General features: G+C 32.5%; 17 protein-coding genes, 1 riboswitch and 2 other annotated features. Of the genes, 13 read left to right on the top strand and 4 right to left on the bottom strand.

Translation table 11 applies throughout. The features are described 5' to 3' along the window. Positions 1-297: 297 nt before the first annotated feature. Both CN514_RS09575 and CN514_RS09570 read left to right on the top strand, forming a co-directional pair. Positions 298-1,260 (top strand): NAD(P)H-dependent glycerol-3-phosphate dehydrogenase, encoded by a 963-nt coding sequence (locus tag CN514_RS09575; RefSeq protein ID WP_098232380.1) that lies wholly within the window; start codon positions 298-300, stop codon positions 1,258-1,260. A gap of 168 nt (positions 1,261-1,428) precedes the next feature. Next, positions 1,429-1,532, top strand: a riboswitch (purine riboswitch). A 199-nt stretch (positions 1,533-1,731) separates the two neighbouring features. Beyond that, positions 1,732-2,556: a 5'-methylthioadenosine/S-adenosylhomocysteine nucleosidase gene (locus CN514_RS09570; RefSeq protein ID WP_435817604.1), complete on the top strand. Its 825-nt coding sequence runs from the start codon at positions 1,732-1,734 to the stop codon at positions 2,554-2,556. A gap of 104 nt (positions 2,557-2,660) precedes the next feature. Here CN514_RS09570 and CN514_RS09565 read toward each other — a convergent pair whose 3' ends face one another. After that, complete coding sequence (locus CN514_RS09565; RefSeq protein ID WP_098232379.1) at positions 2,661-3,239, bottom strand: DUF2087 domain-containing protein; 579 nt, start codon at positions 3,237-3,239, stop codon at positions 2,661-2,663. 490 nt (positions 3,240-3,729) lie between these two features. On the opposite strand from CN514_RS09565, the gene CN514_RS09560 reads away from it, so the two are divergent. The 3 genes from CN514_RS09560 to CN514_RS09550 all read left to right on the top strand — a co-directional run bounded on the left by CN514_RS09560 (position 3,730) and on the right by CN514_RS09550 (position 6,805). After that, complete coding sequence (locus tag CN514_RS09560; protein WP_098232378.1) at positions 3,730-5,007, top strand: MDR family MFS transporter; 1,278 nt, start codon at positions 3,730-3,732, stop codon at positions 5,005-5,007. 123 nt (positions 5,008-5,130) lie between these two features. Then, a complete protein-coding gene (locus tag CN514_RS09555; RefSeq protein ID WP_098232377.1) occupies positions 5,131-5,832 on the top strand; it encodes a hypothetical protein in 702 nt (233 codons plus the stop codon). 436 nt (positions 5,833-6,268) lie between these two features. Further along, the gene (locus CN514_RS09550) at positions 6,269-6,805 is read left to right on the top strand and encodes a GNAT family N-acetyltransferase (protein WP_098232376.1); all 537 of its coding nucleotides are present in this window, start codon (positions 6,269-6,271) and stop codon (positions 6,803-6,805) included. A gap of 98 nt (positions 6,806-6,903) precedes the next feature. Here the strand turns inward: CN514_RS09550 and CN514_RS09545 are convergent, their stop codons facing one another. After that, positions 6,904-7,389, bottom strand: coding sequence for a GNAT family N-acetyltransferase (locus tag CN514_RS09545; protein ID WP_098232375.1), 486 nt, complete (start codon positions 7,387-7,389; stop codon positions 6,904-6,906). 189 nt (positions 7,390-7,578) lie between these two features. Then, positions 7,579-7,810, top strand: a binding site (T-box leader). Positions 7,811-7,855: 45 nt separating this feature from the next. Then, positions 7,856-8,082 (top strand) — a binding site (T-box leader). A 59-nt stretch (positions 8,083-8,141) separates the two neighbouring features. Here CN514_RS09545 and CN514_RS09535 point away from each other — a divergent pair. Continuing rightward, a complete protein-coding gene (locus CN514_RS09535; protein WP_098232373.1) occupies positions 8,142-9,470 on the top strand; it encodes an amino acid permease in 1,329 nt (442 codons plus the stop codon). Positions 9,471-9,519: 49 nt separating this feature from the next. On the opposite strand, the gene CN514_RS09530 is transcribed toward CN514_RS09535, so the two are convergent. Next, positions 9,520-10,260: an MBL fold metallo-hydrolase gene (locus tag CN514_RS09530; protein ID WP_098232372.1), complete on the bottom strand. Its 741-nt coding sequence runs from the start codon at positions 10,258-10,260 to the stop codon at positions 9,520-9,522. 124 nt (positions 10,261-10,384) lie between these two features. Next, the gene (locus CN514_RS09525; RefSeq protein ID WP_098232371.1) at positions 10,385-10,954 is read right to left on the bottom strand and encodes a TetR/AcrR family transcriptional regulator; all 570 of its coding nucleotides are present in this window, start codon (positions 10,952-10,954) and stop codon (positions 10,385-10,387) included. A 312-nt stretch (positions 10,955-11,266) separates the two neighbouring features. Between CN514_RS09525 and CN514_RS09520 the strand changes: the two genes are divergently transcribed. The 7 genes from CN514_RS09520 (at position 11,267) to CN514_RS09485 (ending at position 17,114) form a co-directional block, all read left to right on the top strand. Next, entirely contained in the window at positions 11,267-12,478 is a 1,212-nt protein-coding gene (locus CN514_RS09520; RefSeq protein ID WP_098232370.1) for a multidrug efflux MFS transporter, read from the top strand. Between the two features lie 127 nt (positions 12,479-12,605). Further along, complete coding sequence (locus CN514_RS09515) at positions 12,606-13,478, top strand: AraC family transcriptional regulator (protein ID WP_098232369.1); 873 nt, start codon at positions 12,606-12,608, stop codon at positions 13,476-13,478. Positions 13,479-13,862: 384 nt separating this feature from the next. Then, complete coding sequence (locus CN514_RS09505; protein WP_098232367.1) at positions 13,863-14,279, top strand: GNAT family N-acetyltransferase; 417 nt, start codon at positions 13,863-13,865, stop codon at positions 14,277-14,279. Between the two features lie 102 nt (positions 14,280-14,381). Beyond that, entirely contained in the window at positions 14,382-15,161 is a 780-nt protein-coding gene (locus tag CN514_RS09500) for an arylamine N-acetyltransferase family protein (protein ID WP_098232366.1), read from the top strand. A 150-nt stretch (positions 15,162-15,311) separates the two neighbouring features. Continuing rightward, positions 15,312-15,743, top strand: coding sequence for an RrF2 family transcriptional regulator (locus CN514_RS09495; RefSeq protein ID WP_098232365.1), 432 nt, complete (start codon positions 15,312-15,314; stop codon positions 15,741-15,743). Positions 15,744-16,079: 336 nt separating this feature from the next. Beyond that, entirely contained in the window at positions 16,080-16,454 is a 375-nt protein-coding gene (locus CN514_RS09490) for a DoxX family protein (protein WP_098232364.1), read from the top strand. A gap of 96 nt (positions 16,455-16,550) precedes the next feature. After that, complete coding sequence (locus CN514_RS09485; protein WP_098232363.1) at positions 16,551-17,114, top strand: FAD-dependent oxidoreductase; 564 nt, start codon at positions 16,551-16,553, stop codon at positions 17,112-17,114. Positions 17,115-17,156: the final 42 nt, after the last annotated feature.

Raw genomic sequence — 17,156 nt, 5'->3', positions numbered from 1 at the left:
TTCATGAGGAAGTAAAAAGGCAAAAAGAAGAAAATAGGTTCCTTATGAGGGGTTCATGAGAAAGTAAAACAGCAAGATGAAGAAAATTAGTTCCTCATGAGGGAGTAAATAAGCAAGAAAATGAAAATAAGTTCCACATAACAGGCGCCAGTAACAACCGATTAATAAAGAGACCAATTGACAAACTAATTTTTCAGCAATCCAAAGAAGTCTAATAGGTTACCTAATTAGACTTTTTGTTTGTTTTTTTGTTTAGTCCAGTTACTCGATAATAATTTTTGGAAGGAAGAGTAATGAATGAATGTATCTGTCTTAGGCTGCGGTAGATGGGGAACTTTTTTAGCTTGGTACGCTAATCGAGTTGGCCACGATGTAATTTTATGGGGAAGAGAAAGCTCTAGAAATTTTAATGACTTAAATCAGACAAGAAAAAATGACTATTTAAGCCTACCAGATGGAATTGAGTTAACGAGCTCTTTAGAAGGTGCATTATCATTTGCAGAAGTCATTATTATATCAATTAGTGCCCAAGAGCTAAGAACATTTGCATACCGCTTAAGTCAATATAATGAAATACAAGGTAAAACTTTTATCCTCTGTATGAAGGGCATAGAATCTACTACTGGAAAAAGGCTCACACAGGTCTTTCGTGAAGAGGTTGGGAAAAATAGCAATGTAGCGGTTTGGGTAGGACCTGGCCATGTACAGGAATTTGTAAGAAATATACCAAATTGCATGGTCATTGGTTCGGAGAATATTGAAGTAACAAAACAAATTGCTAAAGCATTTAACAGCGAGTTAATCCGATTTTATTACGGCCAAGATTTAATTGGTAATGAAATTGGAGCTGCAACCAAAAATGTCATGGGAATAGCTGCAGGAATGCTAGATGGATTGAAATATAGTAGTTTAAAAGGCTCATTGATGGCTAGAGGCACTAGAGAAATTTCTCGGTTAATAAGAGCAATGGGTGGAAATGATTTAACAATTTACGGTTTAAGTCATTTAGGAGACTACGAGGCAACGCTCTTTTCAATGCATAGTCAGAATCGAAAGTTTGGACAGGCATTTGTTGAAGGAAAACCGTTTGATAAATTAGCGGAAGGGGTTTCTACAATTAAAGCTTTAAAGGAACTTTCTGATCAGTATAATGTTGAACTACCGATTTGTAACGCATTGTTTGAAATTATTTATGAACATAAAAATGCGAAAGACACTTTAGAGGAATTATTTTTAAGACCAATAAAATTTGAATTCTAAAAAAATGAAATTTTATTTCAGGTTTTTCGGAAAAAAATAACGAAACCATTATTTTACACAAGTTATATCTAATATTTTCTATAAAATACGAACGTTATTATATATTTTTTTAAAAAAAGTTCATGTTTTGTATTGAAAATATATTTCGAGTTTGATATATTAGCAGTGTAATCATTCATAAACATTACTCGTATATGCTCAGTAATATGGTCTGAGCGTTTCTACCTGGTTCCCAATGAAAGAACTAGACTACGGGTTAAAGTATACTTGGTTTCATATTTTGTAACCAATAATGATGGTTAGCATTTATTGCTAATCTATACTTTAACTTTCGTAGGTCTAGAAGGTAGAGATTGTTCTACTTTTTCTAGACCATTTTTTTTGACTAAAACATCGAGTGTGATCATCATCAAGGGGGAAAAGACATTGTTAAAAAAATACGGTTTTTTAGGAATCATTTCTGCATTATTAATCTCAGTATCTGTAGGTTATAACTTTAAATCGAACACTGCAGAAGCAAAAACTAAACATCTTAAACCAATTATTATTGAGGGGCCAATGCCAATTGAGGCTGAAAAGTTTGCAAGTCAGTTAAAAAATGTAAAAATTGAAAAATCAGGTAGTTTCGTATTTTACAAAGGTACTTTAGATAATTATCCTGTTATTGTAGCAAAAACAGGTAAAGGTATGGAAAACACTGCTGCTGCTACAGCGATTGCAATTGAAAAATATAAACCAATCGCAATTATTAACCAAGGTACATCTGGTGGTCATGATGCAAATTTAAATGTTTTTGATATCGTATTAGGTAAAAATACAACTAATATTGGTTCTTTAAAAACAGAAACGAAGGACGAAAACCAAGGTATTGATGCAACGGAGTGGAAACCAATGGACTTAATGGCTTCAGAAGGTAGTGCAGGTGAAGATCCAAATGCTGAAAAACCACGTTTTTACGAAGGTAATAAAGATTTATTAGCAGCTGCAAATGCTGTGAAAAACAAATACACTAAAGGTAAGGTTGTAGAAGGTACAATCGGATCTGCAGACGTTTGGAACAATGAAGTTGATCGCATTAAATGGTTCCATACTAAATACGGAACTTCTGTAGAAGAAATGGAAGGCGCAGCTGCAGCTCAAATCTCTCAAGCATATAATGTAGCTTTCTTAGGAATTCGCGTATTATCAAACAATAAAACAAATGGCGGTAAATATGATCCAACTACAGCTGATGCTTGTCAGGGATATGTAATGGAAGTAGTTAAGAAATATATTTCTACAAAACCAAGTAAATAATAATTTAGAAAAAGAGATATTTTAAAGTATCTCTTTTTCTTTTTTAGGTTCTATTAATAGATTTTATTTTACTTAAATGCTACTTTTTCTCTCTTTTTACCCAATTATTTTAACCACCATAATTCAACTGGATTTAATTCATACTGATTATTTTCGCGATACATATATTGGCACATAATGAGCTCTCGCCTCAAAGTAGCGTAATCTTCATGAAATTCCTTCAAATATTCATTGATTTCTTTTTCTTGATAAACTCTACCAAATTCTAAGCCTTTAATCATATGTTCTAAAACGACAAGCTTTTTCTTTCGCTGAGCAGGATAAACTTTAAGTTTGCCTTCCTTAGTAAAGAAATTATTGATAATGCTTGAACGTTCACTTTCAGTTACTGACATTTCCATATTGGAATCTCCTCCTGTACCTACTGTAAAAATTGCTTTCGCATTCATTTCTAAAATTTTTGAATTTAGAGAGAAATAGATTGTATTTTTATCTCGGCGCTCTTTAATTAGACCAACTTCTCTAAGCTTTGACATATGATGGGTAATTGTTGGGGGTTTAAGACTTAATTTTCTGGCAATTTCTTGCCCACTTAAATGACCTTGCTGAAGTAAAGCAATAATGCGTACTCGAGTAAGATCACCTAAAGCTTTATGGAAATCTACAATTTTACTTAATTGCACTAATATACACCTACTTTTACATTTATCTAATTAGATAATAGTCTAATCAGGTATTTATTTCAATAAGTAGTAATCAAGATACGTAAATTTAGTTATTTTTTACTAAAAATTTATATTTAATGAATTAGATACGAAATTTTGTTGGGCTGTATGTGAAAGGTCAGGAATCTTACTATTTTATTTCGAAGAAACTAAGGTTAAGAAATGTGGTGAAAATAGTGATGCTGCTATCATAAATGAACTGTAGCATTACAAAACAATACTCAAACAGTTTTTTAAAACAAGCCAAATTGATCTGCTTTAGGCATTCCAATTTTTCTCATTTATATAGGGAAAAAGTATTAGGTTTGCTTATTGGCATAATCGGAAATAACTGCTATGCTAATTAAGTGAAAAGTTTAAAAAGGGGGAATTTTCATGCAAATAATGGGTTTATTTAACACTAGTTTAAACGAAGGGGATTTAATAGATAAAGAGAGGTAGAAAGAGCGTGGGGATACTAAAGTTTCACAAAAATATTAAAATTCGATTACTTGAATCGTTCTTGAGTTCGTCAATTGGAAGTATGATTTTTCCATTTATGGCGATTTATTTATCTAAGCATTTTGGGATAAAACAAGCAGGATTACTTTTGCTTGTAAATGTATTTATAGGCATTATTATGAACTTTTTTGGGGGATATTTTTCGGATCAGTTTGGTCGGAAAAAGGCGATTGTGTTTGCCGAAACACTTCGACTACTTGCGTTTATTACGATGATGCTTTGTAATTCACCTTGGTTTTCATCACCTCTTATTACATTCTTTATGATGACTTTGAATAGTATTTGTTGGGGACTAGCAGGGCCAGCTAACCAGGCAATGTTAATAGATGTGAGTAAGCCAGAGGAACGAAAGCTTATGTACTCAATCATGTACTGGTCGAACAATTTATCAATTGCGATTGGTGGCATGCTTGGAGGATTTTTATTTAAATCATATTTATTTGAATTATTATTAGCTCTATCAGTTGCTTCACTTGTTACATGGGTCTTAATTACGTTCTTTGTTGAAGAAAGTTTAGTTACTGAAAAGACGGAAACAAAGACGATTGCTCATCATGCTCAAAAAATGATTTCAAATTATCGTGACGTTTTTCAAGATAAGCTCTTTATTCTTTATGTACTGGCAGGTTTGCTAGTGCTTTCAATGGAATTCCAATTAACAAATTATATAAGTATTCGATTAGCGAATGGTTTTCACACACAACATTTATTGAACTGGACATTTGGTGGAATCGAGATGAATGGTTTTCTGCGTACAGAAAATACGATACTAGTAGTTGTAATGGCACTTTTCGCTTCTAAAATAGTAGGGAAATTGGATGATCGAAAAACGTTAATTTGGAGTTGTATTGCATTTGTTGGTGGATATGCAGTGATTTCATATAGTAACTCTATTTGGCTATTATTTATAGCAATGTTCATCGCAACAGTTGCGGAAGTATTAAGAGTACCAGTTCAACAAAACTATATGGCTAACCTACCAGCTGACGAAACAAGGAGTTCCTATATGGCAGTTGCAGGTTTAACATTTAATTTAGCGATGTTCATCTGCTCGATAACCGTTTCTCTAAGTGCATACTTATCGAATTTCGCGACATCTTTCTTTTTAACAAGTTTAGGTGTAATCGGTATTCTTATATTTGTACGAATTACTCCTGCATTAGAAAGAAGAATTAAGGGAGAAATATTGCAGGAGCAGGGACAGAATGCTGGAATAAATTCTTAAGTTACAGGGAGTTGCCTTTTGCAGCTCTCTTTTTTTGTGGAGAAGCTGCTGAATAGGCAAATCCTTTTGCGTGAGGTTATATTTTCCATATTAGGACAACTTAATGGTAAAGGTGGTGTTTTTATGAACCGACGTTTAATCGTTGTTTTAATCAGTACTTTTACATTTTTTACTTGTTCTTCCGTAAGTGCGCGACAAGCTGAACGAGTGGTTATGAATGGTATTCCAAGTGATGTGTGGCAGGAAAATATTTATTTAATCGCTGACCGAATTGTTCAGAAAGAATACCGAAATTTTGATGTTCAAATTGGAAATGAAGGTTTTTTATATCACTTCCCAACATGGAAAAGTGGGAAGTATGGGACGAAAATGTTTAGTGAAGATTTAAATAAAGATAAACAAAATGAAGTTATTATCGTATTGGATAATTTCAATGATCCGATTCATTTATTGCAAATTAGTACTAACGATGACCAAAGCGATGAATATAAGGAAGTTCCAATTGAATCGGTGTCTGAAGCCGTTAAACGTCTTGTAGAAATGGAGAAAAAAGGGGATATAGTAACCATAACAACAAAACAAAAAACTTATAAAGTTAATTTGAAATCGTTAGGGTTTAAAGATACGTCTTCTGATGATAGTGTATATACACACGTACCAGTGGACTATATGGTTGAGAAGAAAAAACTAGTTGCCGATGCTGTCGTAATGATTTCAACTGACGGCGGAGGAGCGATTGGAAATTTGAAGCTTTTATATGATTGGAATGGAAAGAAATATGATGTTCAGACAATTTCTTTTGAGAAGTATAATCGGAAAAGGTAGAAAAGAGCATCTGTGGGGGTGCTTTTATTTTTTTTAAAAGGGGAATCACAAATAAGGATAGAGAATCGCAATTAAAAAAGGGTAATCGCAATTAAAAATAGAGAATCGCAATTAATAAAAGGGATTATAAATAAGAACAGAGAATCGTAATTAAAAATAAAAATATGGTTATCGCAATTAATAAAAGAAATCACAAATGAGAACAGTGAATCGCATCAAAAAATGGTAATCACAAAAAAAGGGGGAATCGCAATTAAAATTGGCAAAATCGCAATTAATTCATTGAAATGTTCTTAAAAGTAGCTAGTTTAATTATTTTGATTAGGAAGTTACTATTTTTTATATCACTACAAGGAAAACTCAATAAAAATTAAAGGACTTTTCGTCACTTTGAAGGTATATATATTTTTAAAAAGAGTGGTGCGAGGTGGAAGATTTGATAATAAGGAAAGCTACAATGTCAGATGCAAAAGGCATCGCTAAAGTTCATGTTGATAGTTGGAAAACTACTTATCGAAATATAATTCCTAACGAGTTTTTGGAGAAGCTGTCCTATGTACAAAGAGAAAAATTGTGGGAGCATAATCTTTCAAAAGAGGGGGATTATGTGGTTGTTGCTGAAAATGATGACGGGGAAATTATCGGTTTTGCAGATGGTGGAAAAAGAGAGAGGAATCAAGTTGATCACTCTGGTGACTTAACATCTATTTATCTTCTTGAGGAATATCAGGGTAAAGGAATCGGAAAACAGTTAATGAAACAGCTGTTTCTACAGTTTCAAAAATGGGGTTATAATCGGGTATTCGTCGAGGTTTTAGAAGGCAATAAAACACGCTATTTCTATGAATATTATGGTGCTGAGTTATTGAAATCAGATAAGATTTCATTTTCAGGATCTGAATTGAATTTACTTATTTATGAGTGGGTAAGTGTAACGGAGGTATTATCTAAATTGCAAAAGGATCCGGTTTAATTTTGGACAATACCAAAAAAGCTACCGATCATTCAATAAAAAATGTTGGTAGCTTAAAAATTATTTTGTCACAAAAACTGTAATAAAGCTATCGCCTTTTACAGTTTTTTAATCATGTTATACCATTTTACTCCACCATGTGTTGAGCTAGAAATACCGTTATTGATGAAACCGTGGTTTTCGTAAAAATGAATTAAGTTTTCTTTACATGTAAGAGTTATTGAATGACGTTTATTTTCTTTTGAAACTTTTTCGATATGAGAAAGCAATTTTGATGCGATCCCTTTATTTTGGTTTTGTGGAGCAACTGCAATGCCTAAGATACTTTGATGGCCACCAGTAGATGGATTTTTTTTAATTTCGCTAAATAAATCATCTGTAATGAAAGACTCATTTATAACAGGACCATTTACTAAACCAACTAATTTACCATTTTCCTCAGCTACAAAAAAACTATCGGGAATTAATTTAATGCGTTTTTCGAATGCCTGCTTTGTTGCTGCCTCTTCTTTTGAAAAACAAAGATGCTCAATTTCTACCAGTTCAGTTAAATCTTCCAATCTTACATTTCGTATGTTTAGCATGATTTGATTCCCTCCATTTTTCTTAATTATATTATATTAATTTCATAGCATACAAACTATTTAAACTAGCAATTAGTATCGTGGTTGAATAAAATGAAATAAAAAGATGTTGACAGAATTATGAAATAACCCCTATAATACAAAACATATTAAAAAAAGAAACAAGCTACTAATGATAGATTAATATAGTTTTAAGCAATGAAGGGAATATAAGTAGTACTTATCTCAATGTAATAGAGAGCTGATGGTTGGTGGAAATCAGTACAAAGATAAGGATGAATTTCGGTCCTGGAGCTATTTTTTTCGAAGTAAAGTTTAATCTTTACTGAGGGGAAAACGGTCAAATTTGATCGTTATCAAATTCTTAAGAGGCAGAATATTTCTGCAACTAGGGTGGTACCGCGAATAATTCGTCCCTACTGATACAATCAGTAGGGACTTTTTTATTAGTTAAAAACTGAATATAGAAAATGCAATGAAGGGAATACAGTAATGTTTGTTTCACTGTTTAAGAGAGCTGGTGGATGGTGTGAATCAGTACATAAACAAACATGAATTACAATTCTGGAGCATCTTTTTCGAAGTAAAGGTCGACATTTACTTTGAAAAAGACGGTCATCGATCGTTAAACAAAACAAGTGGCAGATTTAATTCTGCAATTAGGGTGGTACCACGGTGAAAATCGTCCCTGTCGTTAGTGGCAGGGGCGATTTTTTTTTATAAAATTACAAGCTAGAAAGAGGAGATAGAAAATGGAATTACAAAAAAATTTACTACCAAGACATATCCGTTTCATGGCACTCGGTGGAGCAATAGGCACTGGTATTTTTAAAGGAACATCAGAAACTGTATCGATTGCAGGACCAGCAGTTATTTTTTCATATTTGTTTGCTGGATTATTACTTCTTGTTGTGATGAGTGCGATTGCGGAAATGGCTATTGCGTTTCCAGGTTTGAATATGAAAGGATTTATTCGTAAAGCATTTGGTACAAGAGTGTCTTTCGTAATTGGTTGGTTGTACTGTTTTATGTGGTTAGTTGTTTGTGTTATTGAAGTAATCGCAGCCGGTAGCTTTCTACAATATTGGTTTCCTTCAATGTCGTTATGGTCTTTAAGTTTTATTAGTGCAATTTTTATTGTGGCTGTTAATTTTATGAATGTGAAACGATATGGTGAAATAGAATTCTGGTTTGCAGGAATTAAAATTACAATGATTGTTTTATTTATTGCGTTAGGTGCTGGAATTTTATTTGGAATTATTCCAAGTGATCATAGTAGTTATGTACAAAATTATGTTCAGCATAAAGGATTTTTCCCACATGGCTGGTCAGGCGTATTTTCTGCTTTATTAATAGTCATTTTTTCTTACGGTGGTTCAGAACTAATTGGATTGACTTTAACAGAAACAAAAGATGCTGAAAAAGTAATACCTAAAGTTATAAAAGGGGTTATTTGGAGAATTGTTTTATTCTACACACTTCCAATTCTGATTATTTGTGGATTAATTCCATGGAATGAAATTGGTAATCAAGAAAGTCCATTTGTTCAAGTTTTATCAACAGTAGGTTTTCAAGGTTCAGCTCATATTATGAACTTTGTATTAATTACGGCGGTATTATCTGCTGCAAATTCAGGTATTTATGGCTGTACTCGTATGATGTATTCGTTAGCAACTGAGGGAGAGGCGCCAAAGGTTTTTGCAAAAATTTCTAAAAATGGTGTACCTGTTTATACGGTTATCGTAAGTGCAATTATTTTAATTGGGGGCACTTTTGTAGCTTATTTTTCTCCAGATCGCGTATTCGGTTATTTAATGGCGATACCTGGATTTACAGTCTCATTAGTATGGATCAGCATTTGTTTAGCACAATTAAAGCTTCGTAAAACTTATACTAAGATGCCACACTATAAAGTATGGGGATTTCCGTACGTAACATCATTTACAGTAATTGCATTAGGTGTGAGTTGTATAGCTTTTGCATTCAGTGAACAAAACAGGTTAAGTATTTTTGTATGTTTAGGAATGTTAGTTGTATTAATTTTATGTTCATTTATTAAAGGAAAAAAGCAAATTCATTAAACAAAAAATTAAGGGCACCTTATTTGGTGCCCAAATTTACTACATTAAATTATTGATTGTTAGCCAATGCTATAAGCTGTTCATTTACATTTTCATTTACAATTCCGCCATGGTAACAAATGATTGTTTCAATATCATATTTTGTTAATTGTTTAATGGATAAAATAGCTGTTTCCATATCAGGTGTGGCATTTGGATTTGGCCCCATAATTACGCCATCAGCCGCGACAACAGCATCACCTGCGATTAAAGTTTTGCTTTGTTGATGATATAAACAAATGTGACCAGGAGTATGTCCAGGTGTAAAAATCACAGTGATTCCACCAGCATATGGTAAAACTTCTTCGTCAGATAAAGTTGTATTAACTTTAGCATTTAGTGGTGTATCATAGATTGCTTTTATTTTTTTTCCTATTTCTTCAGGAACAGATTCAATCATTTTTGCGATTCGCTCTGGATTTACTTTGATTAATGCTTTATCGCCTTCAATATATGGCTTGTCTTCTTTATGTGCTAGCACTTCAATTTCTTGATCAGCAGTTTTTAAAAGCTCAGCAAGGCTCCCGATATGATCAATGTCTTGATGTGTAAGAATGATTTTAGACAGCTTGTTAAATTCCAATCCCGCTTTTTCAATCGCTTCACGAATTTCTCCGGTTTGTCCTGGCATTCCTGTATCTACTAAGATCACTTCTTGTTCATCCCAAAGTAATGTTGGGTGAATAAGATTTACCTGTCCTGTAAAGTTCATTTGTAATTCAATTGTTTCAATACCTTTTGCTATTTTCATTTAAGTGGTAAAAGCATTTATTGCCTTTACCACACCTCCCTTTATTATATGTGAGCACTAAACTAGACATCTAAGGAAAGTTGCCTAGTTTAGTGTTCACATTTTTTATTGCTACAAACTTATTCTACTTCTGTGGCTTTGAAACAGAAGAAATAAAGTCATCAATCATAACGTCAAAGCTGTCATCTACATTTACTGGATGTTGGAAATATCCAAGGAAATTCATCGAGACAAATCCGTGTAAAATGCTTCTTAGTGCTCGGCCTTGATGAATTAATAAAGTAGGATCTGTAATATAAAACTTTAGAATTTGATGAATAATTCCAGTTGTTTCCCTAGCAAGTCGTTTAACATCATCATTTTCGGTACTCGGGATATTCATAAAAAGCCCATAACCAGTTCTATTATCAAATGCAAAATCACGGTATACATAAGCAATTTCTCTAATCGCTTGTTCACCACTTTTACCGACTAATCTTTGCATTAAAGTCGAATTTAATTTATTTAAAAGTGAAATAGTCATTTTCAATTTTAAATCGTCCATATTCGCAAAATGGTTATATAAAGATGGATATTTAATATCTAGCTTCTCTGCAATTTTTGGAAAAGTAACTTGATTAAGTCCGATTTCATTGGCCAATGAAAAAGCCACTTCAATAATTTTTTCTTTTGTTAAATTTCTTTTTTGAACCATTTTTTTGCTCCCGTCTCATGTTTAGGTAAATTACTTTTTTAAAGAATATATAGTCTGATTTCCATTGCCAATCAACTTATGTCCTTAAAGATACAATACCTAAATACAAAGTATTTTTAAAGAGAGACTATATTACTGAAAATAGTTTAACACTTCTGATGATAATTAGTAAACTATAAAATATAATTTACAAACTATAAAATATAGTTTAGTGTTATGTGTATACTAGAAACTTATTGTTATTTTTTATTTGTCTCATTCTCGAGACTTTTTTATATTGATTTTATTTTTATCAAAAAGGAGGGGGAAATGATGTTATTGTGGAAAAGAAATTTGATTGTTTGTTGGTTCGGAATGTTTGTAACAAGTATTGGGATGAGTCAACTTGGTCCGGTATTACCCCTATATATTGATAAACTTGGTGTTCATAATTCTGCATTAATTAGTCAATTTTCAGGTATTGCTTTTGGGGTAACTTTTATTATTTCTGCTATTTTTTCTCCTATTTGGGGTTTGGCAGCCGATAAGTTTGGGCGAAAACCAATGCTCCTTAGAGCAAGTCTTGGTATGTCAATTATAATTTTTTGTATGGGTTTCGCACATAATGTCTATGTTTTAATTGGTTTAAGACTTTTACAAGGTGTCATTACCGGTTACGGTACAGCTTGTACAACTTTAATCGCAACGCAAACTGATAAAGAGCATGCGGGATCAGCATTAGGTACACTTTCAACTGCAAGTATAGCAGGTTCATTACTTGGTCCTATGATTGGAGGTTATATTGGAGAGACTGTAGGCTTACAAAATGTGTTTTTTTTAACAGGTGGACTCATGATGGTTGCGTTTGTTACAACAGCATTATTTGTAAAAGAATCATTTACTCGCCAAGATAAAAAAGTGCTTAAGTTTAAGGAAATATGGAGTATTATTCCAGATAAAAGCTTAATGATTACTATGTTCATTACTTTTTTTGTTTTAACAATAGCGCTTTATTCGATTGAACCGGTAATTACTGTCTATATTTCTCAGCTATCTGATCATTCTACACATGTTGCATTGTTAGCGGGTATGGCTTTTTCAGCATCAGGATTGGCAAGCATTATTGCAGCTCCGAGATTAGGTAAGATTTCAGATCGAATTGGTCCACATAAAGTTATTTTCGCTGCACTGATTGTTTCAGGTCTGATGGTTATTCCTCAAGCATTTGTAAAAAACGCTTGGGAATTGATGGGACTACGATTTATTTTAGGTTTGGCAACAGCGGGCTTAACTCCGTCTGTTAATACATTAGTTAAACGAATTACACCAGATGCCATTACCGGCCGAGTATTTGGATTTAATATGTCAGCTGGATATTTAGGTGTATTTGTCGGTTCCATTTTAGGTGGACAAATTGGAGCATATTTAGGTGTAAAATACGTATTTTTTGTTACAAGTGCATTATTGCTACTTAATGCAATTTTGGTTTATGTTAAAGTTAATAAGAAATTGAATGTAAAAGAAGATTTTAAATTATCGATGTAAAAAGTTATAATTTTGGGGAGCTACTTAATGTGGCTCCCTTTAATAATAGTACCCTACAAAACTTAACAAGAAATGTCGGATTGGTTAATTTCGTTCCTGTTATTCTATTGATGAAGGAGGTTATAAAATGGATTTGTTAAAGAATATGAATGATGCTCTAGTATATATTGAAGAAAATCTGACCAGTGAGATTGACTATAAAGAGCTTTTTAGACGGGCTTTTTGTTCTGAGTATCACTTTAAAAGAATGTTTTCGTTTCTTGCTGGAATTTCTCTTTCAGAGTATATCCGTCGCCGCCGTCTTACCGTTGCAGCATTTGAACTTAAAGATCATAACATGAAAATAATTGATATTGCTTTAAAATACGGATACAATTCTCCGGATTCCTTTACGAGAGCCTTTCAAAACTTACATGGAATTACTCCGTCAGAAGCTAGAAATAACGGCAATTCGCTCAAAGCATTTCCACAAATGACCTTCCAATTATCAATTAAAGGGGGAAATGCAATGAACTATCGTATTGAAGAAAAAGAAGCATTTCGAATCGTAGGGATAAAAAAGAGAGTTCCGATTATTTTTAATGGAGTTAATCCGGAAATTGCATCCATGTGGAAAAATTTAACGATGGAAAAAATAACGAAACTAAAAGAACTCTCCAATGTTGAACCGAATGGCATAATCAGTGCATCAACAAATTTTTCTGAAGGTAGAATGGAAGAAAAAGGAGAGCTTGATCATTATATTGGTGTTGCCTCTACAAATGACTGTCCAAATGAGTTCATTCAACTTGAAGTTCCTGCATCTACATTTGCAGTATTCGAAGCAATTGGAAAATTTCCAGATGCATTGCAAGAAGTATGGGGACGAATTTATTCAGAATGGTTTCCGTCTTCTAATTACCATCAAGTAGAAGGTCCTGAAATATTGTGGAATGAACAGAAAGATATCACATCACCAACTTTTAAGAGCGAAATATGGATACCAGTCTCTAAAAAATAAAAAAAGAAAGAGACATACGCTCTTTCAAGTTTCTGAATGATTGTGATTTAAGTGATCTAGTTTATCTGAAATACTTTTAAGAATTTGATTTTTTTCTTGTTGAATTTTTAGGAATTTTAATAGAAACCAAATCATAAAAACAAAAGGTGCTATGTAAAACAAAATCGGTATGATTGAAAATAGAGGAAAAAGCATGTTATGCATATTAATTTCACTCCTTTTGGAAGATTATACCATAAGATTTAGATTAAAACCTTCTTATTATTGAAGGTTTTTTTATTTATAACTTTTCAGTTAGATTCTTGGTTAAGAATGATTTTAAAAGGAAAATGGCTTTATTTAGAGAATGTACTATTAATTAAGTATAATAGTAGGTGAAATAAAATGAAAATAGTAAAACAATGGGTACAAGAAGATAGTGATTTTATTAGAAAAAAAGTAATTGAATTTAATGCTAAAAGCCTTACTGAAGAGAGGAAAGCACCGTCGGAAAATATAAGCTTTGTCGTTAGAAATGATCAAGAGGAAATAGTAGGTGGAATTACAGGAAGGATGTATTGGCACCATTTATCTATAGACTTCTTATGGGTGTCAGAGGAATATAGACATGCAGGTTTTGGTAGTCAGCTAATCAATCAAATGGAAGAATTTGCAATCGAAAATGGATGTCGCCTTATTAAAGTAGATACTTTTAGTTTTCAAGCTCCAAAATTTTATAAAAAGCATGGTTTTAAAGTGTTTGGAATAATCGAGAATCATCCAAAAGGGTATAATCAATATTATTTTGAAAAAAGATTATAAGAGACAAACTAAATTTAAAGTTGCTTTAGCAACTTATTTTTTTTAGCTTATATACTTAAAAGGTATGTAATTAAATGGTTGAAGAGACAGGGGGAAACGTTAATGAGCGAGCTTAATTTATTATTTCGAAAAAGAATCGGATTACGAGATAATGAAGTGATTAATTTTAATAATTTAAATGATGTTCTTGAAAAAACTGCCAAAAATATACCTTTTGAAAATCTTTGTATTATAGGAAATAAAACGAATGAGATCAACCAAGAAAATTTAATTAGTAAATTATTAGTTAAAAATGAAGGTGGTCTCTGTTATGAATTGAATTCACTACTTTATTTATTTCTTCTTGAAAATGGTTTTAACGTGAGGTTAGCAAGAGGAGTTGTTTATGACAATATAGCTCAAAAATATCCTACTTTTGGAAGAACACATGTCACGATCCTATTAACACAAAATGAAGAAACATACTTAATTGATACAGGATTTGGAGCGAATCTTCCTTTAAAAGCAGTTCCCTTATCCGGTGTGATGATTACTTCTAGTAATGGTGAGTTTCGAATTAAAAAAGAAGACACAGAATTCGGGGATTATGTATTGATGTTAAAACTAAAACATAAAGATCCCGATTGGAGAATTGGATATGCATTTGATTCATGCGATGTGATTTCGGATGTATCCGAATTCAATGAGATTCAAACAATTATTGCTGAGCACGAGGAATCTCCATTTAATAAAAATCCTTTAATGACTCGACTGACAAATGATGGGAATAAAACTTTAACGAATACTTCCTTTACACAATGGATTAACGGTGTAGTCACGAAAGAGGATATTGATGAAATAAGATATAAGGAATTAGCAAAGCAACATTTTGGGCTCGAATAAAAAATAGATTTAGGATATAGTAGTAAACCAATAATTATTGGTAAAAATTGTTAATAACTTTCTTCTAATCATTCTATTGCCTATGAAAATTTAATGTTCTGTCATTTGCTTAATAAGTAATCAACCAAGTAATTTTAGGAGTGAAAAGCAATGAGTAGTGCAAACAGAGGTGTCAATATTGGTCCACCTCGTTTTAAAATAGCAGTTCATGCAATAGTTTGGTTGGCAAATAGTGGTAGAATGTTATCAAGCGCAATGATTGCAGAGCAAGTGGATTCTCATGCGACATTCATGCGAAGAGTAATGCAATCTTTATCCTCAGCAGGAATTGTAGAATCCAAAGGTGGCCGTGAAGGTGGTTATATTTTAAAAAAGGCGATTGATTCGATTACCTTAGGTGAAATCTATACTGCTGTTAATAAGGGTCCCATAGAACAAGAAATGTCAGTTGACTGTGGTGAAGCTGCAGAACAGTTAGATTTAGAAATAGAGAGAATATTATTTGAAGCGGAACGCCAGGCTTTAGATTATTTAAAGCAATTTACAATTGAAGATGTTATGAATCGAATTGATTTTTTTTAAAGATTAAATTTAATTTAATAGCTTAATAAGGAATTAAAAGTACTAAATAATATAGCAGGTAACACTGCTTTTTTATTTTGCCTAAATTTGTGCTTTTTAAAAATTGCCTTTTAAAAAAAGAAATTATATGTATTTATTGGAGATGTAGGAAGACTAAAGACCCAGCAGAAACGTGGACACCCAGCTCATGCTATAGCAAGCATCCTTAGTTGAAATCAACAAGACATTACTTATTTAATAAAACATTCTAATCAAAAATTTAGATTGAATAGTTACTTTTGTAGTAATATGTGCTTTTTTCAATTGCATATATATTAGTAAAGGGGTGATAAAAAAATGGATATTTTATCAATTATCTTGCAAATTTTATTAGCTCTTATGTTTTTAATTGCTGGTTTAGGTAAACTTTTTGGATCAAAAACGAGTGTTGAAAGTTTTAATCACTTGAAATTAGCACAATGGTTCAGAGTAATTACTGGATTAGTAGAATTGGTTGGAGCAGTTTCACTTATTATTGGATTTTGGGAAGAAAGTTGGGTTCCAGCGGGTGGTTTATTATTAGGAGTTGTGGCAATTGGTGGAATAATATCACATATCCGTGTTAAGGATTCGTTTAAACAAACTTTTACAATATTGTTATTAGGTATTATTGCGTTTGTACTTTTATGGATTAATTATTCTGATCTCTCAAGTTTCCCGGGATTTAATTAATTTGCGATCATTATATGCAGGGATTAATAAGGCGACGACAGAATAATAATGACAGTACTTAAATCAATCTTATATGTATAAGGAGCGATTTTAATAATGTATGATATAGTAATTATCGGCGCCGGACCGGCGGGAGCAAGTGCTGCTTTATTTGCAGCAAAAGCTGGTAAAAAAACTTTAGTTTTAGACAACGACAATAGTATAACGAAAAAAGCATGGATTGAAAATCATTATGGGGTTTCAGAAATTACAGGCCCAGATTTAATAGAAACAGGAAAAAATCAAGTTAGAAAATTTGGAGCTGAAATGGTCCAAGGTACTGTAGGTAACATAGTGAGTACAGAAAATGGCTTTAATATTGAAACTGAAACAGCTACTTATGAAGCAAATCAAGTGATTTTAGCTACGGGGTTAAGTGTGGATGTAGCTGAAAATGTGGGGCTAAAAACAAAGGCTGGAACAGAACCTCGCATAAAGACCGTACTTGATGTCGATTCGAATGGTAAAACAAATATAGAAGGAGTATGGGCAGCGGGAACTGTTGCAGGAACAAGTGTTCATACGATTATTACAGCAGGTGATGGAGCAAAAGTTGCGATTAATGTTATTAGTCAATTAGATGGGAAACGATATGTTGATCACGATGTTTTGAAATCATAATCTATGGTTAAATAAATAATTTAGCATTACTTCTATTGAAGT

Origin of the sequence: Bacillus sp. AFS001701, from assembly GCF_002559405.1 — a bacterium.
Classification (GTDB): Bacteria; Bacillota; Bacilli; order Bacillales; family Bacillaceae_G; genus Gottfriedia.
This window is presented reverse-complemented; position numbering and strand designations above follow the sequence as displayed.